Below are 21,600 nucleotides of genomic sequence, written 5' to 3'. Positions count from 1 at the left end.
GACCTGCGGCGTTGCGTGGTCGACAGCTACCGCCTGCGCATCGCCGAATTGCAGGCCCGTTATCGCCTGGTTGCAGGCATTGGGCCGATAACCTATCAGTGCGACGGCAATCCCGCAAACGAGGTGATCGCCACCTATTTCCAGACCGATCCGCGAACACTGATTGCCGAGCGCGGCGACCAGGTTTCCCTGATGATCCAGCAGCCCAGCGCCAGCGGCGCCCGCTACCAGGGCCGCAACGAATCGCTGTGGGAACATCACGGCGAGGCGATGATCACCTGGGGGTACGAGGCGCAGGAGATGCGCTGCGTCGCAACCCCGCAACCGGGACAGGGCACGGGACCATGAGCAGAGCCGGCTGTCGTCAGGCCTCGGCGGGGCTGCGGCAGAAGGCGCGCATCGCATCTGTGAATATTTTCACTATCCATTTTTCTCCCATTTTTTCTGTATTGTTTTTTCCTCTGCATCAGCCAATGGTTAGAGACGTTTTTTGAACGTATTCAGCGTCTTGATCGTCAGATCAGATCGGCAACAACCAACAAACCAGGGGGAACACCATGGCGCGAAACCTCAGTCAGGCGGTGGAGTTGATCAAATCGTTTGAAGGCATTCCCGACGGCGACCCGACGACCGTCAATCTGGACCCCTATCTCTGTCCGGCCGGCTATTGGACCATCGGCTGGGGCCATGTGGCGCTTGATCCGCGCGGCAAGCAGATTAAAGGCGCGGAGAACAAAGCACTGGCGCGTTCCGTCTACCCTGGCGGCATCACCAAGGCCGAGGCTGAGGTGCTGCTGACCGACGACGTCCGTCGGTTTTCCGCCGGAGTCGAGCAACTGCTCAAAGTGACGGTCAGCGACGCCCGGTTCTGCGCCCTGGTCAGTTTCGCCTTTAATGTCGGCGTGGGCGCACTGGAGCGTTCGACCTTGCTTCGGCTGGTTAATGAGGGCGCCTTTACTCAGGTTCCGGCCCAGTTTCTCCGTTGGACCAAGGCGGGCGGCAAGGAACTGGCTGGGTTGAAGCGCCGCCGCGAAGCCGAGGCGAAATTGTGGCAGTCGGTTGCGGCGTAACCGGGCCGGTTGGTGCGGCCATGGTCGCCGCAAAGCGTTTGGTGACCGGTCGGCTTGCGTTGGTGGCCGCCGAGCCGCACCACCTGATCGCCGAACTGGAGGCGCCGGAACGGTTGGCGCTGCTGCTGGGGGCCAGCGTTGGGCCTGATTGGCCGCCGGGCGAGTACGACCGGGACGCGCAGGCCTTCTTTCTTGCCCGGCTGATTGAAGGCGGGCCGGACGTCTGCGGCTGGTTTTGCTGGTACGCCGTTCGACCGGCGGACGGCGAACAGCCTGCGGTCGCGGTCGGCGCCGGGGGCTATTGCGGGCCGCCGGACGACAACGGCGAGGTTGAAATCGGCTTCTCGATCCTGCCGGCGCAGCGGGGGCAGGGGTATGCAACCGAACTCGCCCACGCCTTGGTGGGGCGCGCGTTTGCCGAGCCGCTTGTTGTTGCGGTGGTCGCCCATGCCGGAGCCGAGAATGGGCCGTCGCGCAAGGTGCTCGAAAAATGTGGTTTTGCTTGCATCGGTCGGGACGACGAATCCGGCAACGACCGCTTTCTGCTGACGCGCGACCAGGGCGGCTCTGGTCGCGGCGGCTGTTTACCGAAATAGAAACAGTCTTACGTGTCTTGTTTATCGATCCATTGATCAGGAGGGAACCATGCTGTTCATCACCAATCGTTTTCCCAAGGGATCCATCCAAACCAGGGTGGGGCGGAAGTTTGACTTTGATCTGCGCAACAACGCGCCCAGCAATTCGGTTTATTTTTGCCGTTTGGGCGAGGACGGCGGCTGCACCGAGGTCGGCGGCCTGAATTTCATGTCGGCGCTCAAGCAGTCGTCCTACCGGCAGCTGCTGCTCTACATCCACGGCTATTCCAATCTGCCCGAGGACGTGTTCAGGGGGGCAAGGGAGTTTCAGCAGCTGTGCGACCAAAAATGCTCTGAAGAGGTGCTGGTGGCGCCGGTGATCTGGCCCTGCGACAACGATATGGGCATCGTCAAGGATTACTGGGACGATCAGAAAGCGGCGGACGCCAGCGCCCCGTCCTTTGCCCGCGCCCTGTGCCGGTTCATCGAGTGGCGCGAATCCAATCTCAACGACCCCAATTCCGATCCCTGCCTCAAGCGGATCAACGTGCTCGCCCATTCCATGGGCAACAGGGTGTTGCGCGAAACCATGGTTTCCTGGAACAAGTACGACCTGGCCGACGGCGTGCCCATGATCTTCCGCAACACCTTTCTGGTTGCCGCCGACATTGAAAACGAGTCGATCCACCGCGAGGAAAAGGGGCGGTTGATCTGCGACGCCTCGCGCAACGTGGTGGTCTATTTCGCCTCGGACGATCTTGCCCTGCGCAGCAGCAAGGCGGCCAACCTCAAAAACAAGATCGCCTCCCGCCGTCTTGGTCACAGCGGCCCCGAGAATATGGACCTGACGCCCAATAACGTGTATATCGTCGATTGCGACGACGTCAACAACGCCTACGACCATCCCAAGGGCCACAGCTATTTCCGCAGCGGCCGCAAACAGGGCGAACCTGGCGTGGTTTTTAACCACATTTTCGAATGCCTGAAGACCGGGCGGGTGTTTCCCGAGGATGCGGAGCGGCGTTCCACCATTGTGCGCGAATAACAATTCCCGCCGCCTGCCTTCCCGCCTTTTTCCGGCGTCCCGACGGCAGCGTCCGGGGCGCCGGGTCTGCCCGCGTGGGCTTTCCGTTGGCGCCTGTTGGAAGCCTGACCGTCGCAACGATCCGCGAACCAACCCTAAAGACGATCAACCCCTACCCCTATGAGAAAACCCATGAACCAGGCCTTGCTGCTTGTCGACATCCAAAACGATTATTTTCCCGGCGGAACCATGGAACTGGTCGGAAGCCCGGAGGCGGCCGTGAAGGCCAAAGAACTGCTGCAGTTTTTCCGCCGCAAATCCCTGCCGGTGATCCATGTCCAGCACGTCGCCTCTCGGGAGGGCGCCACCTTTTTCCTGCCCGACACGCCTGGGGTCGCCATCCATCCGGACGTGGCGCCGGTGGCGGGCGAGACGGTGGTGGTCAAACATTTTCCCAACAGCTTCCGCCAGACCGGGTTGTTGGAGCGTCTCCGCCGGCGGCAGACCTCAACCCTGGTGATTGCCGGCATGATGACCCACATGTGCATTGACGCCACCACCCGCGCCGCTGCGGATTACGGCTTTCAGTGCGTGCTCGCCCACGACGCCTGCGCCACCAAGGCTCTGTCGTTTGGCGGCGTGGCGGTGAGCGCCGAGCAGGTGCAGGCAGCCTATCTGGCCGCCCTGGACGGGCCTTTTGCCAAGGTGCTGAGCGTGGATGCAATCTGCGGCGCATCCCCGGCCTGAGCGGAGGGGCGACGATGCAGGTGTTGCTCATCCTTGCCCATCCCCAGGAGGGCAGTTTCAACCACGCCCTTGCGCGCGCGGCGGCGGATCGGCTGACGGCCAACGGCCACGACGTGGTTGTCCACGATCTCTATCGGGAAGGGTTTGACCCTGTACTGCCCGGCGACGAGATTGACAGGGGCGCGGCCCTGCCGCCGTTGATTGCCCGCCACTGCGCCGAGATCGCGGCGGCCGACGGCATCGTGATTGTCCACCCCAACTGGTGGGGCATGCCGCCGGCCATATTAACCGGCTGGGTGGATCGGATCGTCCGGCCGGGCGTGGCCTACGAATTTCTGGAAGGCGACAGCGGCGAAGGCGTGCCCCGCGGCCTGCTCAAGGCGCGGGTTGCCCTGGTGCTCAACACCTCGAACACCGTGGCTGCGCGGGAACAGGCAGTGTTTGGCGATCCCCTGGAGCGTATCTGGAAAGACTGCGTTTTCGGCCTCTGCGGGGTGGGGCGATGTGAGCGCCGGATGTTTGGCGTGGTGGCAACCAGCAGCGAGGCGCAGCGCGCCGGCTGGCTGGCCGAGGCTGCCGCCCTGGTGGAGCGATCTTTCCCGAGCACATCGGAGCTGTCTCGGTAAGCATTGATATTGTTCGGCCTTCATGGCAAGATAGATCTTCCTGACCTCATCTCCCGGTAGACCCTAGACCCTGCCAGCGTGCCTTCCAGGGAGAAAGCGCGCACTGCCGGAGAGCGAGGGAACAGGGTGTCTTCTGCTGGAGGACCTGCCCCCCATGCCGCTGTTGCTGCTTGTTCTGCTGCCGCTCGTCGGCTCCCTGCTTCCTGCTTTGATCCTGCGGCCGGCCGGCCGAACGGCCCCGGCCCTGGCGGCTGCGGTCGTGACCATCGCTGCCCTGCTGGCAGCGTTCCCCGGCCTGCTGGCGGCATTTGCCGGCACCCCCATGGCAGTGTACTGGCCCTGGCTGCCCCAGGCCGGGCTGGACCTCGCCCTGCGCATGGACGGTCTGGCGGCGTTGTTTGTCCTGCTCATCCTCGGCATCGGCCTGCTGGTCATCCTCTACGCCCAGTATTATTTGGCCAAGGAGGAGGCTCTCGGCCGCTTCTACAGCCTCTTCCTACTGTTCATGGGCGCCATGCTCGGGGTGGTGCTCTCCGACCACCTGCTGCAGCTGGTGGTGTTCTGGGAGTTGACCTCGCTCAGCTCCTTTCTGCTCATCGGCTTCAACCACCAGAGTCGTGAGGCCAGGGGGGGGGCGGCCATGGCCCTGACCATCACCGGCGGCGGCGGCCTGGCCCTGCTGGCCGGGTGTCTTCTCCTGGGGCAGATCGCCGGCACCTACCGTATCTCAGCCCTGCTGCACATGGGCGACCTGATCCGCGCCCACGCCCTCTATGTTCCCACCCTGCTGCTCATTCTGCTCGGCGCCTGCACCAAATCGGCCCAGTTTCCGTTTCACTTCTGGCTGCCCCGGGCCATGGCCGCGCCCACCCCGGTCAGCGCCTACCTCCATTCGGCCACTCTGGTCAAGGCCGGCGTCTTTTTGCTGGCCCGGCTCTTTCCGGTCCTCTCCGGTACGGACTTGTGGTTCTTCGCCGTGGGTGGGGCCGGTCTGCTGACCCTGTTGTACGGGGCCTATCACGCCCTGTTCCAGCACGATCTCAAGGGGTTGCTGGCCTACTCGACCATCAGTCATCTCGGTCTGATCGTACTGTTGTTCGGCATCGACACGCCGCTGGCCGCCGTGGCCGGGGTGTTTCATCTCATCAACCACGCCACCTTCAAGGCCTCGCTGTTCATGGCCGCCGGCATCATCGACCATGAGACCGGCACCCGCGACATGCGGCTGATCAACGGCCTGTGGGGGTATATGCCGCGCACCGCCGCCCTGGCCATGGCGGCTGCTGCGGCCATGGCCGGCGTGCCCCTGCTCAACGGTTTTCTTTCCAAGGAGATGTTTTTTGCCGAGACCCTGCACCTGAGCGCGCTCGGACCGGCGCGCTGGCTGGCGCCGCTGGCCGCCACCCTGGCCGGCGTTTTTGCCGTGGCCTATTCCGCCCGTTTCATCCACGATGTCTTCTTCAACGGTCAACCCCGCGACCTGCCCAAATTTCCACCCCACGAACCGCCGCGCTTCATGCAACTGCCGGTGGTGATCCTGGTCGGCCAGTGTTTGCTGGTGGGCATCTTCCCCGGACTGACCGTGGCCCCCTTTCTCGCCCTGGCGGCGGGCGACATGCTGGGCGCTCCGCTTCCCGACTACAGTCTGGCCATCTGGCACGGCTTCAACGCCCCCCTGGCCATGAGCCTGGTGGCCCTGGTCGGAGGTTTGGGCCTCTATTCCGCCCGCCGTTGGTTGTTCGCCTTGCATCACCAGCACTGGCCGGCCATGGACGCCCTGGCCCTGTTCCAAAGCAGTGTTGAACGAATGGTCTCCGCTGCCGGCCGGCTCACCCATGTGCTGGAAAATGGTTCCCTGCAGCGTGCCACGGCCCTGCTCCTGCTGGCCGCGGTTGCGGCCGTGTGCTGGCCGCTGGCCACCACCACTGCAGCGCTCACCGGCCCCCTGCGCTTAAGTCCCATTGATGGCCTGACCCTGGTCGGTGCGCTGTTGATGATGGGAGCCGCCGTGCTGGCGGCGCTCTGGCATCGCCGCCGCTTCACCGTCCTGATTGCGCTCAGCGTGGTCGGGCTGATGGTGGTGCTGGCCTTTGTCCGCTTTTCCGCGCCCGACCTCGCCTTGACCCAACTGGCCGTGGAGGTGGTAACCATCCTTCTGCTCATCCTGGCCCTGTTCTTCCTGCCCCAGCACGGCCGGCCCGAGTCCCGCCCGCTCCGGCGCGGTCGCGACCTGCTACTGGCCCTGGGCATGGGTGGGGGCGCCGGCATGCTCACCTGGTCCATCCTCACCCGACCCTTTGCCGCCATCTCCGATTTTTATCTGGCTAACAGCCTACCTGGTGGCGGCGGCGCCAACGTGGTCAACGTCATTCTAGTTGACTTTCGCGGCTTCGACACCCTGGGTGAGATCACCGTGCTCGCCGTGGCCGCCCTCGGCATCTTTGCCCTGCTCGACAACCTCTGCCTGGAGGCGGGCACGGTGGAAGGGTTGCCACGCCGCTATGCCGACGAGCGCCACACCCTGGTGCTGTCGCTGCTCACCCGGTTGCTGCTGCCGCTGGCGCTGCTGGTGTCGATCCACCTCTTCCTCCGTGGCCATAACGCGCCGGGCGGCGGCTTCATCGCCGGCTTGGTCACCGCCGTGGCCCTGATCCTCCAGTCCATGGCCAGCGGCATCGCCTGGACCCGACAGCAGTGGCGCATGCGCTACCAGCCGCTGATCGCCTGGGGGGTGCTGATCGCCTCCGCCACCGGCGCGGGCTCCTGGCTGTTTGGCCACCCCTTTCTCACCTCCGCCTTCGGCCATTTTTCCTTGCCGCTGGTCGGCGAGTTGGAACTGGCCACGGCCATGCTGTTCGATTTTGGGGTCTATCTCGCCGTGGTCGGAGTGGTGATGCTGATCCTTGCCACCCTGGGCAATCTCAATCTGCGCTGCGCCGAAGCACGCAAAGGGGGGGGCTGATGGAAGCGCTGGCTGCCTGCACCGTGGCCGTCCTGGTGGCCTGCGGGGTCTACCTGCTGCTCCGCGCCCGCACCTTTTCGGTGGTGGTGGGACTCTCGCTGCTCTCCTATGCGGTCAACCTCTTTCTTTTCTTCACCGGCCGACTGCTGGCCAGCGCGCCGCCGTTGGTCGGTTCCGGCGCCGGAGCCGAAGGGGCGATCGCCGACCCCCTGCCCCAGGCCCTGGTGTTGACGGCCATTGTCATCGGCTTTGCCATGACCGCCTTTGTTCTCATCCTGGCCCTGCGCGCCCGGGGTGAACTGGGCAACGACCATGTCGACGGCAAGGGGGGCAGATGATGACTCACTGGCTCGTGGTCCCGCTGGTCCTGCCCCTGGTGGCGGCCATGGTCAACCTGCTGCTTGGCGAACGGGAAATCGGACGCCAGCGGCTCGTTTCCCTTGTCTGCGCCAGCGGCTTGCTGGTGGCGGCCATGGTCCTGCTGGAGCGCGCCGCCGGCGGTGGACTGACCGTGTACCGGCTGGGCAACTGGCCGGCCCCGTTCGGCATTGTCCTGGTTTTGGACCGGTTGAGCGGCCTGCTGCTGACCACCACCGCCGTGCTTGCCCTGCTCAGCCTGCTCCACGCCGTCAATGGCGACGACGCCCGCGGCCACCACTTCCATGTGTTCTTTCCCATCCAGCTGCTGGGCATCAACGGCGCCTTCCTCACCGGTGATCTGTTCAACCTGTTCGTCTTCTTCGAGGTTCTGCTGATTGCCTCCTACTGCCTGTCCCTGCACGGCGGCGGGCCGGAACGGGTGCGCGCCAGCCTCCGCTACGTGGCGCTCAACCTGATCGGCTCGGCGCTCTTTCTCCTAGCCGTCGGCGCCCTCTACGGACTGACCGGCACCCTTAATATGGCCGATCTGGGGAGCAAGGTGGCGGCGGCTCCCGTGGAACAGGTGGCCCTGCTGCGGGCCGGTGGACTGTTGCTGCTGGTGGTTTTCGGCCTTAAGGCGGCGATCCTGCCGCTGCACCCCTGGCTGCCTCCTCTGTACGGATCGGTCCTGGCTCCGGTGGCGGCCCTGTTCGCGGTCATGACCAAGGTGGGGGTGTACGGCATCCTGCGCACCGTGACCCTGATCCTTCCGCCACAGGGGGCGGTGGGCGGCGCCATTGCAGAGGTGCTGCCGCTGCTGGCCCTGCTCACCCTGGCCGCCGGTGGTCTGGGCGTGCTGGCCGCGGCCCGGCTGCGAACCCTGATCGCTTCGCTGGTGGTGCTTTCGGTGGGCGCCCTGTTGGCCGGCATCGGCCAGTTCAACGCCGCTGGCATTGCCGCGGCCCTCTACTATCTGCCGCACACCACCTTGGTCGCCGCCGGCCTCTTTTTGCTGGCCGAGCCGATCACCTGCCAGCGCGGCGAGGTCGAGGACCGGTTCATCCCCGGCCCGCCCCTGCTCCAGCCGACCCGGCTCGGCCTGCTGTTCGTTCTTGGCGCCGTGGCGGCCGCGGGTCTGCCGCCGCTCTCGGGCTTTATCGGCAAATTGATGCTGCTGCGCTCGGTGGCCCCGGCAGACGGCCCATGGTTGTGGATCGTGGTGCTGGGCGCCAGCCTGCTGACGCTGATTGCCCTCAGCCGGGCGGGCAGTCGCCTGTTCTGGGGGACAGCGGGTACGGCCGGCGCCGCCGGTACTGTCGGATGGCGACAGCTGCTGCCGGCTGCCCTGCTGCTGGCGGCAAGCATTGGGATGACCATTGCCGCCGCCCCGATCAGCCGCTACACCGAGGCCGCCGCCCACCAGTTGCTTGCTCCGCAACAGTATATCGACGCCGTGCTCGGAGCATCGGCCACCGGAGGAAAACCATGAAGCGCTGGCTGCCCCAACCGCTGACGAGCGGCTGCCTGTGGCTGGTCTGGCTGCTGCTGGCCCAATCCCTGACCCCCGGCCATCTGCTCCTGGGCGGACTGCTCGCCCTTGTCCTGCCCCTGTTCACCGTGCGCTTCTGGCCCGACCGGCCGCGTGTCCGCCGCCCCCTCCTGTTGCTGCCCTACCTGGCGGTGCTGCTGTGGGACATCACCCTGGCCAACCTGGTGGCGGCGCGGCTGATTCTCGGTCCGGCGCGCCGGCTGCGGCCGGCCTTCATTAGGCTGCCGCTTGATCTGCGCAGCGAGCTGGCCATCGTCCTGCTCACCCATACCATTTCCCTGACCCCGGGCACGGTGGCCGCCCATTTGAGCCCGGACCAGCGTGTCCTGCTCATCCACGCCCTGGACGTCGACGACGAGGCCGCACTCATCGCCCGCATCAAACAGCGCTACGAACAACCCCTTAAGGAGATTTTCGCATGCTGAAGCTTGCCGTCGCCATCGCCCTGGCCTGCATAGGCGCCGCCCTGCTGCTCAACTTCTGGCGCCTGGTGCGCGGTCCCGGTCCGGCCGACCGCATCCTTGCCCTGGACACCATGTACGTCAACACCACCGCCCTTTTGGTGCTGTTGGGCATTCATCTCAACCGCACCGTTTACTTTGAGGCGGCCCTGCTCATCGCCCTGATGGGCTTTGTCGGCACCGTGGCCCTGTGCAAGTACCTATTGCGCGGCGACATCATCGAATAAGGAGGCGCCCGTGCTTGAAATGCTCACCGCCCTGTTTCTGCTCATCGGCGCGGCCTTTGCCCTGATCGGCTCCGTCGGTCTGGCTCGCCTGCCTGACCTGTTCATGCGCTTGCACGGACCCACCAAGGCCACCACCCTGGGCATCGGCGGCATTCTCATCGCCTCCATTCTCCATTTCAGCGACCAGGGCCAGGGGGTGAGCCTGCATGAAATCCTGATCACCCTGTTTGTCTTCACCACCGCCCCGATCAGCGCCTACCTGGTTGCCCGCACGGGGCTGCATCTGGACGCCCGCAACGGCGACAATGTGGACTGACCGACAACCACCACAGAGGAGCCCGCCCATGCAACCAATGACCGAAACCCCATGGCATCATCTCCCCGCCGACGAGGTGGTTCAGCGACTGGACGCCTCGCCCGAATATGGCCTGGACCCGGCGGAGGCCGAGCGGCGAGCGCAGCAGTACGGGCCCAACGCCCTGGTCGCACACAAGGGCACGAGCCCGCTGCTGCTCTTTGCCCAGCAGTTTCACCAGCCCCTGATCTACATCCTGCTCGCGGCCACCCTGGTGACCCTGTTCCTGAACGAGTGGGTCGATGCCGGGGTTATCTTCGGGGTGGTGCTGGTCAACGCCATTATCGGCTTTGTCCAGGAATCCAAGGCCATCAAGGCGATTGAATCGCTGTCGCGGAGCATGACCACCAGCGCCGTCGTGATGCGTGGCGGTGTGCGACGCCAGATTCCGGCCGCCCAATTGGCGCCGGGGGACATCGTCCTGCTGCAGTCCGGGGACAAGGTGCCCGCCGACCTGCGGCTTTTGACCATCAAGGAGCTGCAGGTGGATGAATCCGCCCTGACCGGGGAATCGGCGCCGGTCCAGAAGGGCAGGGCCTCCCTGCCGGAGGACACGGTGCTGGCCGATCGCCGCAACATGGCCTACTCCTCGGCCCTGGTGACCTACGGCATCGGCCGGGGGGTGGTGGTGGCCATCGGCAAGGATACCGAAATCGGGCGCATCAATGAGATGATCGCCGCCGCCGACATCCTGGCCACGCCATTGACCAGAAAAATCGCCGGCTTCAGTCATCTCTTGCTCTATGTCATCCTCGGGCTGGCGGCGCTGACCTTCCTTGTCGGCGTGGGCCGGGGCGGCAGTTGGGACGAGATGTTCATGGCGGCGGTGGCCTTGGCTGTGGGGGCGATCCCCGAAGGTTTGCCGGCGGCGGTCACCATCACCCTGGCGCTTGGCGTGTCCATCATGGCCAAACGCAACGCCATCATCCGCAAACTGCCCGCGGTCGAGACCCTGGGGAGCACCACCGTCATCTGCTCCGACAAGACCGGCACCCTCACCCAAAACCAGATGACGGTGCAGGAGATCCTTGCCGGCGGCGAGCTGTTTGCGGTTTCGGGCGGCGGCTATGAACCCGAGGGCGAATTCAGCCGCGATGGCCGCCGGATTGAGGCGGCGGACAGTCTGGCTCTGCAGGAATGTGTGCTGGCCGGACTGTTGTGCAACGATGCGGTGCTGGCCAAGGGAGAGGAGGGCGAATGGCGGGTGGAGGGCGATCCCACCGAGGCGGCCCTGGTGGTGGCGGCGCACAAGGCCGGTTTTACGCGCGAGACGCTTGCCGTCGAGCGGCCCCGGCTTGATGTCGTCCCCTTCGAGTCCCGCTACCAGTACATGGCCACCCTGCACGGCAGAGCGGAGGACCAGGAGCAGCAGATGGTCTACCTCAAGGGCTCGGTGGAGAGTCTGCTCAGCCGCTGCTGCCAGACCCTGGCCAGGGACGGCAAGCTCGAACCATTGAACAGCGAGGCCTGCCACCGGATGGCCGAAGAGCTCGCGGTCAAGGGGTTGCGGGTGCTGGCCTTTGCCCGCAAGGAGCGGCAAAAAAACGGAGCGGAACTTGACCACGCGGATGTGGCCGAAGGACTCACCTTTCTTGGCCTGCAGGCCATGATCGATCCCCCCGGGCCGGAGGCAATCGAATCGGTGCGGGTCTGTCGGCAGGCCGGCATCCGGGTGAAGATGATCACCGGCGACCATGCGGTCACCGCCATGGCCATTGCCCGCCAGATAGGCCTGGACGGCGACGGCGAGGAGCGGATAGCCGCCATGACCGGCAGGGAACTGGCGGAGCTGTCCGATGAGGCGCTGATCGCCACCGTCGAACAGACGATGGTCTTTGCCCGAGTGGCGCCGGAGCAGAAGCTGCGCTTGGTCCGGGCCCTGCAGGCCAGGGATCAGATCGTGGCCATGACCGGTGACGGGGTCAATGACGCCCCGGCTCTCCGCCAAGCCGACATCGGCGTTGCCATGGGCATCACCGGCGCCGAGGTGGCCAAGGAGGCGTCCGACATGCTGCTCACCGACGACAACTTCGCCTCGATTACCGCCGCAGTCGAGGAGGGGCGGGGCGTGTACGACAATCTGGTCAAGTTCATCACCTGGACCCTGCCCACCAACCTCGGCGAGGGGCTGGTCATTCTCGCCGCCGTGTTTGCCGGCCGCCAACTGCCGATCCTGCCGGTGCAGATCCTGTGGATCAACATGACCACCGCGGTGCTCCTGGGGCTGATGCTCGCCTTTGAGCCCAAGGAACCGGGGATCATGGACCGGCCGCCCCGTGATCCCCGGCAGTCCCTGCTCACCCGTGAGCTGATCGGCCGGATTCTCGTGGTCGGCCTGCTGCTGCTGGCGGGCGCCTTTGGCCTGTTCGAGCTGGGCCTGTGGCGGGGCCGCAGCATTGAGGCCGCCCGGACCTGCGCGGTCAATGTCTTTGTCTTCGGCGAGCTGTTCTACCTGTTCAACTGCCGTTCTCTGCGCCATTCTCCCTTCAGCCTCGGCTTTTTCAGCAATCGACCCCTGCTGCTCGGCGTCGGCCTGATGATCGTGCTGCAGCTGCTGTTCACTTATCTGCCGGTGATGCAGGCGGCCTTTGGCAGCCAGGGGCTGGATGCGGTCGAGTGGTTGCTGATTGTCGGCGGCGCGTCCGTCACCTACGCGGTGATCGAGCTGGAGAAGTGGCTGCGCCGCCGTGGAAGGGTCTAGGCGAAATCAGGACACGCACATCATGGTCGACGGAGGCCTGCAATGATAGCGATGATCAAGAAGTTGGAGCGGATGCTCATTCTCGCCCTGGTGGCGATGATGGCCCTGGTGGTGGTGCTGGCCACCGTGGAGTTGGGTTGGATTATTACCAAGGACGTTGTGAGCCCACCGGTTTTTCTCCTGGAAATCGAGGAATTGCTGGAAATCTTCGGCCTGTTCATGCTGGTGCTGATTGGCATCGAACTGCTGGAAACGATCGTCAAGACCTACCTGCACCAGTCCGCCGACCATGCCAGGATCGTCATGTCCGTGGCCATTATCGCCGTGGCCCGCAAGGTGATCATCCTGGATGTTGAGGATGCGTCGGAGCTGACCCTGCTGGGACTGGCCGCCATCATCCTCGCCCTCTGCATCGGCTATTATCTGATCAGGAGCAAACAGTGCTCTGGGGATGCCCCGCAACCCCCCGAGGCCTAGTTCAACCCGCTTGAGCACTGATGGCGGGAAGGCTCTCGACGGAGGCCGCCGGCCGGCGAACGTCGACCTCCGGCCACTGCTGCGCCTGGGTCGGGGCCGGGTGTGTTGCACTGCTGTCCCGTCCTGCCTCTGCCGTCTCTTCCCGGCCGCTCATTGTTTCCAGATCATGGACGCCGCCGGCGAGCAGTTCGCCGAGATGCAAGGCGATTTCCTCGGCGCATTGGCGCGTTTCGCCTGAGAGCTGCAAGACCCCGGCCGCCGCATTGTTGACCTCGGCGATCCGGCTTGACACCTCCTGGGTGTTTGCTCCGGTGGCCCCGGCCAACGCGACGATCGCCCCGGTCAGGCGCCGCTGTTGCTCAACCGTCTGGCCAATGGTTGCGGTCACCTGGTGGAGTTGCGCCGCCCCCTGATCCAGGACGTCGAAACAGGCGATAAAAGCGCGGCAGGTGCTGTTGATCGCCTCGATTTTGTCGAGCACGTCGCGGGTGGCAAGGGCCGTGTCCTGGGAGAGTTTTTTCACTTCGTCGGCAACCACGGCAAAGCCCCGGCCGTGTTCGCCTGCCTTGACCGCCTCAATCGCGGCGTTGATGGCCAGAATCTTGGTCTGGTCGGTGATAAGGTGCACCGCGCCGACAATGGCGTCGATTTCAATCACCGATTGCCGCAGATTGTCCAGCTGTCGCCGTGCCTGGCCAATCTCCCCCACCATTTGATCCACCTCCAGATTCTGGGCGCCGAGTTCCCGGTGAATATCCCCCACCGCCGCGCTGATCTGGAGCGACGAGGCGTTGACCTCGTCGGTGCGGCGGGCGGTGTCGCCGGCCAGCCCGGCCACGTTGTTGGACTCCCGCTCGGTAATGCCGGCCAGTTCCTGAAGCGAGAGCGACATCTGGGCCATTCGCTCCGCCCGCTGGTTGAGCCCGTGAATCGCGGCGGTCATGGCGGCCACCAGGGTTTCGATCCGTTGCCGGTCCTCGGCCTTGCGCTCCTCCTCGCGCTTCAGGGTCAGCAACACCTCGCGAAAGCGGCCAATGGCCGAGCAGAGCACGCCGATCTGATCGCGGCGGGTGCTCCAGGGAATCTCCGGATAGCGTCCGGCGCCGAGGGCCTCGACAATCCCGGTCAACCGCCGCAGCGGTCGTTCGACGATGATGCGGGTGAGCAGGAACAGCACCAGGGCGTTGCCCGCCATGGCCGCCAACCCGACGGTGAGGGAAAAACGTCGGTGCTCCTGGCTGGCCTCGGCCATCTGGCGTTCATGGACATTGATTTCGTCAACAAAGCCGAGGATTTCGGTGCGGCTTTTTTCGGCCTCCAGGCTTTTGTCGGCGGCAACGCCGCGCAACAGCGCCACCTTGTCCTCAAACCCGGCGCTGTTCTGCGTTTCGGCCTGGGCCGCGTTGATCAGCGTCTGCAACCGTTCCAGGTCTGTTTCCGGCTGGCTGCTGACCAGCCGCAGCCGCTCAACCTCCGAGGCAAAACCGCCCTGCGCGTCGAACAGCCCCAGGGAAAGGGTCAGTTCGTTGTCCTCGATTTTGGCCACGGTCTGCCCGTTGGCGAGATCGCGTTTTTCCGTGCGCGAGAACAAGGCGCCGTAACTTTCCCGGCCAGCCAGCCGTTGCCGGTCCTGCACCTGAAATTCGCGCTCCACCCGCTCCACAATCGTTTTCTTGGCGTCCACGGCGAACAGTTGCGGCAGGGCGACAAACTCCTTTTGCAGACGAACAATGGTCTCCCGCAGGTTGACGTCCACCCGTTCCCGGATGGCCAGGACCTCGGCGGTTCGTTGTTCGGCGGCTTCGGTCGCCCGGTGGTTGACCAGGAGCAGGGCGCCGATGAAGCAGTTGGACGCCAGGGCAACGCCAACCAGCAGTTTGACGCCCACGGTCAGCCAACTGGCCTGGGTCAGGGGTTTGGAGGCGTCCATGGCGGAGTCAGCGGTCAGAGAGGTCATAGTGGCTAGGGTCATTGGCTGTCGGCAGTGCATTGCAGGTCGACGGCGAGCATCGGTTCAACCTGCAGTTGGTGGATGTAGAGGCTGCTGCCGGGCATGGCCTTGGCGTGGTGTTTGGCGATCGAGGCCTCTTCCGAGAGATCGATGTGACAGCGCCATTGCGAGGGACGCACCGCCACCGCTCCCACCGAAAGAGTCATCTGCCCGTATTGCCGCTCCCGGCCTTCCCGGTCGGCGGCGGTGATCACGCAGCCGATGTGGCCGTTGTAGAGGCCGCCGATGCTGTCGTCGAACTGCTGCAGGATCCGCTCCACCGTGTCCTGCCAGTTGGGGCTGCGGAAGATGGCGACAAAGTCGTCGCCGCCGATGTGGCCGATGAAATCGACCTGATCGTCGATGTTGGCGGTCAGCAGCTCGGAGACAAAGCGAATCACCTTGTCGCCGCGACTGAAACCGAAGAAGTCGTTGAAGGGTTTGAAGTGGTCGAGGTCGAAATAGCAGACGGTAAAGGCCACCGACTGGCGGAACAGTTTCTGCAGCAGCTGCTGGATGGGCACGTTGCCGGGCAGCAGGGTGAGCGGGTTGGCGTGGCGGGCCCGGTTGACCTGCAGCTTGGTGATTTCGTGAAGCAGGTCGATCATCCGTCCCTTGCCGGCCAGGCAGGAGCCGTCGAGGACAATGAACTCGTCGGTGTGAATGTCAAGCGAGGTGGTCAGGCGGTAGCTGGCCTCTTCCAGGGGCAGTCGTTTGTCCACCTGCATGACGTTGCGGTTGATGAACCGCAGGATCGGCTGCTTGCCGTAGAGCTCCTTGCCGTACAGGCTGGCGTACAGATCCATGAATTCGCGGCGCAGCACCAGGCCCAGCACCTCGCTTTCATGGACCACCACGATCGATTCCAGATCCGGGGTGGAGGTGAACAGGTCGCCCACCTCCAACACCTTGGCGCTGGCCTGCACCGACACCACCGGCCGGATGAGCATCTCGACAGTGGGCGACTCGTCATCCTCATAGCTGCGCAGTTCCTTGCGAAACAGCTTGGAGGCAATGGCCACCGGCGGCACCTCCACCGGCCGGCAGAAGTAGTAGCCCTGCAGCATCTCGACCCCGAGTTTGCGCAGGGTGGCGTATTCCCGCTCGGTTTCCACCCCTTCGGTGATTACCCTGCAGCCCAGGGCGGTGGCGGTTTTGAGGATGGTGGTCACAAACTGCTGTTTGGTGCGGTCCTGGTCCACGCCCTGGATGAAATGGCGGTCGATCTTGACGATGTCCGGCCGGATCTCCGACCAGAGCTTGAGCCCCGAATACCCGGCGCCAAGGTCGTCGAGGGCGACGCGGAAGCCCATTTCCCGGTAATGGACCATGGCCTGCTGCATCAGCTGAACATCCTCCACCGGGTGGGTTTCGGTCAGTTCGATGATCACCTGCGAGGGGGCGAGGCCAGCCTGCTCGACAAATTCCAGGGTCTGGCCTTCGCGGAAATGCTCATGCATCAGACTGAAGGGATCGACGTTGATGAACAGTCGTCCGGGCAGCCGCAGTTGGGCGAAGCGCTTGATCACCGCCCGGCGGCACATCAGATCGAGCTCGGCCAGCCGGCCGGCGCGGGTCGCCGCCTCAAACAGCCGGGTGGGCGAGTGGAGCACGGTGTTGACCGGGCCGCGCGTCAGCCCTTCATAACCGTAAATCTGTCGGGTCTGGAGGTGGACGATGGGTTGGAAATGTATCTTGATGTCGTGCTGCGCAATCACCGCATGCAGCAATGCTTCCGTTCTCTGATCCATGATCCCGGTTTGGTCCGTTCTGGTTGAATGAGCCTGGAGACCTTGCGGCGCAAGGGTTTTCCTTGTTTCCAGGAAAGCCTCTTCTACCCGCCGCGTATGAGGATTGGATCAGGGAAGCATTTTGTTTGAGTTTCGAACGGCGCGCGGGCGACCTTGCGAAGCCGGGATGGGCAGCCCCGGGCGAGGTCGCTCCGGGGGAGAGGGGGTGCGGGAGGCGGGACGCTCAGACCTTGAATTGTTGGGTCAGCTTTTCCAGTTGCGCGGCCAGCGCCGCCAGATCGCGGGCGTTGTCCTGGACCAGATCGCTGCCTGCGTTCACCTGGGACGCCTGCTGGTTGATGCCGGCAATGTCGCGGGTGACGTCGCCGATCACCACCGAACTCTGGGCCACGTTTTCGTTGACCTCGGCAATGCCCTGGGAGGCGTGGGCGATGTTGGCGCTGATTTCGGTGGACGCCGCCGACTGTTGTTCCGCCGTGGCGGCTATGCCGTTGATGACGCTGTTGATCTCGGCAATGACCTGGGCGATGGTTGCAATGTCCGTCACCGTGTCGGCGGTGGTGGCCTGCATCTCCTCAATCTGGTCCTTGATGTCGACGGTTGCGGCGGCGGTTTGTCGGGCCAGTTCTTTGATTTCATTGGCAACCACGGCAAACCCTTTGCCCGAGTCGCCGGCCCTGGCCGCCTCGATGGTGGCATTGAGCGCCAGGAGATTGGTTTGGTCGGAGATTTCGGTGATAGTTTCGGTCACTTGACCGATTTTGCGCGCCGATTCTCCCAGGCGGGTTATGCGTTCCGAGGCCCGTTGGGATTGGATGACCGCGCCTTCTGAGATGGCGTGCGCCTTTTCCGTGTTGCGCGCGATTTCATGGACAGTGGCCGTCATCTCCTCGGTGGCTGCGGCCACCATGTTGACGTTGGCCGAGGACTGGCCCATGGCCGCCGCCACCGACTGCATGTTGACGCTCATCTCTTCCACGGCTGCGGCCACCGAAGCCGATGTGTCGGAGGTGTTGTGGGCGGCTGCGGAGAGCTGGTTGGAAACCGTCGCCAGATCAACCGACGAGACCGACAGGCAGTTGATCCCCTTGATGAGGTCCCTGAGCATCGCGGCCAGTTGTCCGGTCATGCCGTTGAGGGCCCGGGCCATGGCGCCGAGTTCGTTGTTCTGCCGGCTGTCGAGTTGCGCGGTGAAATCGCCCTGGGCCAGGGTTGCAGCCAGGCCGGAAACCTTGTGCAACGGACCGGTGATCGAGCGGGTGATCAGCACGCCGAGCAGCGTCGCCGTCAACACCCCCAGAACAAGGGCCAGGGTTGAGAAGGTCTTGCCGCGCGCATAGATCCCGGCGCTCCGATCATATTGCTCTTTTGCCGCTTTCAGCTGCACTTCCACCAGTTCGCTGAACTTGGCCGACACCGGATCAATCACCGGATAGAGGTCGTTGACGGTAAAACGGGCCAGGGCTTCACCGTCTTCGCGCCGTAAAATCTCCGCCAGTTGGGCCACGGTCGCGTCGGCGGCCTGCATCAGGGGCTTGGTTTGCGCAACCAGTTGCTGCTCCTCTGCGGTCAGCGTGGTCGCCAGGTAGGTCTGCCACTGTTTCGTGATGGTGGCAACGGCCTCGGCCACGGAACTCCGCCCCTGCGCCCACGGCAGATTGCCGTTGCGGACCTTGTGCGAGAGGTCGACAATGTTGACCGCATACATGTCGGCAACCACCTTCAGATCCTTCAGCGGCACGACCCGGTCGTTGTAGACCGTCTCCAATCCCAGGAACGCCTGGCGCGCGCTGTGCAGGCCGAGCATGCCAACAGCCAGCAGCAGGAGCGACAGAAAACCGATGAGAATGTACAGCCGCGTGCCTATTTTGAGTGCGTGAAACATTGCCCCTCCTTGGGGTGCAGTTTTTTTGTGGTGTTTTTTGACGGCGAAAAAACCGTCGCGCAGCCCTCGTCCCAGGGCTTCTTGGGGTATTGTATTTCCAAATCAAGCGAAGCACGATGCACAGCGCAAAACATCGCCGACAAAGGGCTGTCATATAAAGGCGAGATCTCTCCCTTCGGTCGAGATGACAAAAAAAGAACCTTGGCCAAAGGATAAAACAGTAGTTTTTCAGGAGTTTCTTTGGGTCTGTCGAACGAAGTGAGCAATCTCTCGCCTTCACGAAATGTTCCTTCGCGAGCTTTCTCCTCGCAGTGCGGCGTCGAGCACGCGCCCCTGTTCGTCGGTTTCCACCCCTTCGGCGATCACCTTGAGGTCGAAATTCTTGGCGATGCCGACAATCGAACGCAGCCGCGCGGTTTTGTCCAGGCTGACTAGATAAGCCTGGAGGCCTTGCGGCGCAAGGATTTTTCTTGATTTCAGGAAAACCTCTTCTATCCGCCTTGCGTGAGGATTGGATCGGGGACGCGTTTTGTTTGGGTTCTGCACGGCGCGAGGGCGACCTTGCGGAGGGGTGAGGCGCAGCCCCGGGCGAGGTTGCTGCTCCGGGGGAAGGCGGCGGAAAGGCGGCGCGGGAGGCTCAGGCCTTGCATTGTTGCATCAGTTCTTTCAGCGGCGCGGCCAAGGTCGCCAGACCAAGGCCGCTAGTTTTTGGCTGCGGCAAAACCGTCGCGCAGCCCCCGTTCCAGGGCTTCTTGGGGTATCGGTCTGCTGAACAGATACCCCTGCAGTTGATCGCAGTGGATGGCGTCGAGCACGTGCACCTGTTCGTCGGTTTCCACGCCTTCGGCGACCACCTTGAGGTTGAAACTCTTGGCGATGCCGACAATGGAATGGAGCAGCGCGATGCTGTTGCCCTCGGTCGAGATGTTCTGCACAAACGATTTGTCGATTTTCAGGGTGGTCAGGGGAAAGATCTGGAGATGGCTCAAGGCCGAATAGCCGGTGCCGAAGTCGTCGATGGCCACGGCAATGCCCATTTCCTTGAAGCGCTCAAGCGATTCCACCGCTTCCTCGGTGTTTTCCATCATCACCCGTTCGGTCAACTCCAGTTCGAGATGGTGGGGGGCAAGACCGGTTTGTTCCAGAATATGGATAATCCGCGCCGCCAGCTTCTTGAAGTTGAGGTTCTGGCCGGAGATGTTGACCGCCATGCGGCAGCCCTCGAACAGCCCGGCTGCAACCCATTGCTGGGCCTGGGCGCAGGCAGTCGCGATCACCCAGTCGTTGATGGCGTGGATCAGGCCGCTCTCCTCGGCAAAGGGGAGGAAGCTGATCGGGGGCACGAGGCCAAGCTCCGGGTCCATCCAGCGGATCAGGGCCTCGGCCCCGGTCATCTTCCTGGTTTGGCTGCAGAACTGCGGCTGATAGTGGAGCACGAACTCGTTGTTGCGCAGCGCCCGGCGCAGGCTGTTGGCCAGCTGAAAACGGGCGTTGGCGGCGTCGTTCATCTGGCTCTGGAAAAACTGGTAGTTGTTGCGGCCCTTTTCCTTGGCCTCGTACATGGCAGTGTCCGCGTTTTTGAGCAGGTCGTCGATGTTGTCGCAGTCGTCGGGATAGACGCTGATCCCGACGCTGGCCGACAGGGTGAGGGTTTGATCGTCGATGAGGATGGGTTGCTCAATGGTCTGGGTGATCCGCTCGGCCAGATTGGCGATATTGTCCAGGGTGGAGAAGCTGGCGGAAAGAATGGTGAATTCGTCGCCCCCCAGCCGGGAGATGATCGAATGCGGCTGCTCCGTCGCGGATCGGGAGACAACGTCGGAATGGCGCAGAACGCTTCTGAGTCGTTCGGCCACCGTAATCAGCACCTTGTCGCCCACCGGGTGGCCGAGGGTGTCGTTGACCCGTTTGAAATGGTCCAGATCAATGAACAAAATGGCGATTTTACGCTGCAGCCGTTCGGCCAGGGGGTGGATTTTGGTCCAGTGCTCCCGGAACAGGCTGCGGTTGGCCAGACCGGTGAGTTTGTCGTAAAAGGCCAGGTAGCGGATCTGATCTTCAGCCTGTTTGAGTTCGGTGATGTCCTGGACAATGCCGACGATCAGGCAGGGGCGATTATTTCGGTCCAGAACGATCTCGCCCTGATTGAAGATGATTCGTTCCTCGCCGTCGGGCCGGATGATGCGGTAATTGAGGGAAAAGGGCTGGCCCTTGCTCCTGGCCTCGTCGAAAAACTGTTGCACCCGATGTTTTTCATCGGCGGCAATATGGGCAAACAGAGACTGGTGGCTGGTCGGGTCGCTGACCCCGAACAGGGCGGGATCCTGGGCGGAGATGTGAAAACGTCCGGTTTGCAGGTTCAGCTCCCAATGACCCAACTGGGCGATCTGCTGGGCCTTGAACAGCCGCTGTCGGCTGCTTTTGAGGTCGGTGAGAATCAGGCCCGAGCGCAGCCAGTAACGCACCCGGTAGCCCAGAATCAGCATGTTGATCGGCTTGCTGATAAAGTCGGTGGCGCCGGCGTCAAAGGCGCAGGTGATGGTTGCCGCGTCCTCCAGGCCGGTGACCATCACAATCGGGGTGTGCTCGCCGCCGGGGAGCTGGCGAAGGCTGCGGCAGGCCGCGAAGCCGTCCATTCCCGGCATGATGATGTCGAGCAGGATCAGATCCGGCGGTTGGCGGGCAAACAGCGTCAGGGCCTCTTCGCCGCTGGCCGCTTCGACCACCGAGTATCCTGAATTTTCCAGGGTAAAACGCAATTGCAGGCGCGCGGATACATCATCGTCAACCACCATGATCACAGGGATTTTGTCTTCTGTCGCATTCGTCATCTCGTCCTT

19 protein-coding genes are annotated in these 21,600 nt (G+C 63.6%); 14 read left to right on the top strand and 5 right to left on the bottom strand.

Annotated elements, in window-relative coordinates; genetic code table 11:
- The 14 genes from RCH93_RS15685 to RCH93_RS15620 form a co-directional block, all read left to right on the top strand.
- Positions 1-348: MliC family protein (locus RCH93_RS15685; protein WP_306549364.1), on the top strand; the 348-nt coding region annotated here is incomplete at its 5' end.
- 209 nt (positions 349-557) lie between these two features.
- Positions 558-1,070: a lysozyme gene (locus RCH93_RS15680; protein WP_306549363.1), complete on the top strand. Its 513-nt coding sequence runs from the start codon at positions 558-560 to the stop codon at positions 1,068-1,070.
- Positions 1,049-1,666, top strand: a complete 618-nt coding sequence (locus RCH93_RS15675) for a GNAT family N-acetyltransferase (protein ID WP_306549362.1) — start codon at positions 1,049-1,051, stop codon at positions 1,664-1,666. Before RCH93_RS15680 ends, RCH93_RS15675 begins: the two co-directional genes overlap by 22 nt.
- Positions 1,667-1,715: 49 nt before the next feature.
- Entirely contained in the window at positions 1,716-2,690 is a 975-nt protein-coding gene (locus RCH93_RS15670; protein WP_306549361.1) for an alpha/beta hydrolase, read from the top strand.
- Positions 2,691-2,861: 171 nt separating this feature from the next.
- Positions 2,862-3,416 (top strand): cysteine hydrolase family protein, encoded by a 555-nt coding sequence (locus RCH93_RS15665; protein WP_306549360.1) that lies wholly within the window; start codon positions 2,862-2,864, stop codon positions 3,414-3,416.
- A gap of 14 nt (positions 3,417-3,430) precedes the next feature.
- The gene (locus RCH93_RS15660; protein ID WP_306549359.1) at positions 3,431-4,042 is read left to right on the top strand and encodes an NAD(P)H-dependent oxidoreductase; all 612 of its coding nucleotides are present in this window, start codon (positions 3,431-3,433) and stop codon (positions 4,040-4,042) included.
- A gap of 154 nt (positions 4,043-4,196) precedes the next feature.
- Positions 4,197-7,004, top strand: a complete 2,808-nt coding sequence (locus tag RCH93_RS15655; protein WP_306549358.1) for a monovalent cation/H+ antiporter subunit A — start codon at positions 4,197-4,199, stop codon at positions 7,002-7,004.
- Entirely contained in the window at positions 7,004-7,342 is a 339-nt protein-coding gene (locus RCH93_RS15650) for a Na+/H+ antiporter subunit C (RefSeq protein WP_306549357.1), read from the top strand. The genes RCH93_RS15655 and RCH93_RS15650 overlap by 1 nt, the downstream gene beginning before the upstream one ends.
- Positions 7,342-8,853, top strand: coding sequence for a monovalent cation/H+ antiporter subunit D (locus RCH93_RS15645; protein ID WP_373693309.1), 1,512 nt, complete (start codon positions 7,342-7,344; stop codon positions 8,851-8,853). Before RCH93_RS15650 ends, RCH93_RS15645 begins: the two co-directional genes overlap by 1 nt.
- Entirely contained in the window at positions 8,850-9,338 is a 489-nt protein-coding gene (locus tag RCH93_RS15640) for a Na+/H+ antiporter subunit E (protein ID WP_306549355.1), read from the top strand. Before RCH93_RS15645 ends, RCH93_RS15640 begins: the two co-directional genes overlap by 4 nt.
- A complete protein-coding gene (locus RCH93_RS15635; RefSeq protein ID WP_306549354.1) occupies positions 9,332-9,601 on the top strand; it encodes a K+/H+ antiporter subunit F in 270 nt (89 codons plus the stop codon). Before RCH93_RS15640 ends, RCH93_RS15635 begins: the two co-directional genes overlap by 7 nt.
- 19 nt (positions 9,602-9,620) lie before the next feature.
- A complete protein-coding gene (locus tag RCH93_RS15630; protein ID WP_306549365.1) occupies positions 9,621-9,917 on the top strand; it encodes a Na+/H+ antiporter subunit G in 297 nt (98 codons plus the stop codon).
- A 28-nt stretch (positions 9,918-9,945) separates the two neighbouring features.
- Positions 9,946-12,657, top strand: coding sequence for a cation-transporting P-type ATPase (locus tag RCH93_RS15625; RefSeq protein ID WP_306549353.1), 2,712 nt, complete (start codon positions 9,946-9,948; stop codon positions 12,655-12,657).
- A gap of 42 nt (positions 12,658-12,699) precedes the next feature.
- Positions 12,700-13,134: a phosphate-starvation-inducible PsiE family protein gene (locus RCH93_RS15620; RefSeq protein ID WP_306549352.1), complete on the top strand. Its 435-nt coding sequence runs from the start codon at positions 12,700-12,702 to the stop codon at positions 13,132-13,134.
- Between the two features lies 1 nt (position 13,135).
- Here RCH93_RS15620 and RCH93_RS15615 read toward each other — a convergent pair whose 3' ends face one another.
- The 5 genes from RCH93_RS15615 to RCH93_RS15595 form a co-directional block, all read right to left on the bottom strand.
- Entirely contained in the window at positions 13,136-15,091 is a 1,956-nt protein-coding gene (locus RCH93_RS15615; protein WP_306549351.1) for a methyl-accepting chemotaxis protein, read from the bottom strand.
- Positions 15,092-15,102: 11 nt separating this feature from the next.
- Positions 15,103-16,875: a bifunctional diguanylate cyclase/phosphodiesterase gene (locus RCH93_RS15610; protein WP_306549350.1), complete on the bottom strand. Its 1,773-nt coding sequence runs from the start codon at positions 16,873-16,875 to the stop codon at positions 15,103-15,105.
- A 223-nt stretch (positions 16,876-17,098) separates the two neighbouring features.
- Positions 17,099-18,760: a methyl-accepting chemotaxis protein gene (locus RCH93_RS15605; RefSeq protein WP_306549349.1), complete on the bottom strand. Its 1,662-nt coding sequence runs from the start codon at positions 18,758-18,760 to the stop codon at positions 17,099-17,101.
- Between the two features lie 276 nt (positions 18,761-19,036).
- The gene (locus tag RCH93_RS15600; protein WP_306549348.1) at positions 19,037-19,306 is read right to left on the bottom strand and encodes a hypothetical protein; all 270 of its coding nucleotides are present in this window, start codon (positions 19,304-19,306) and stop codon (positions 19,037-19,039) included.
- 155 nt (positions 19,307-19,461) lie between these two features.
- The gene (locus tag RCH93_RS15595; protein ID WP_306549347.1) at positions 19,462-21,591 is read right to left on the bottom strand and encodes a bifunctional diguanylate cyclase/phosphodiesterase; all 2,130 of its coding nucleotides are present in this window, start codon (positions 21,589-21,591) and stop codon (positions 19,462-19,464) included.
- Between the last annotated feature and the right edge of the window lie 9 nt (positions 21,592-21,600).

The organism is Desulfobulbus sp. (genome assembly GCF_030824455.1).
GTDB lineage: Bacteria > Desulfobacterota > Desulfobulbia > Desulfobulbales > Desulfobulbaceae > Desulfobulbus.
This window is presented reverse-complemented; position numbering and strand designations above follow the sequence as displayed.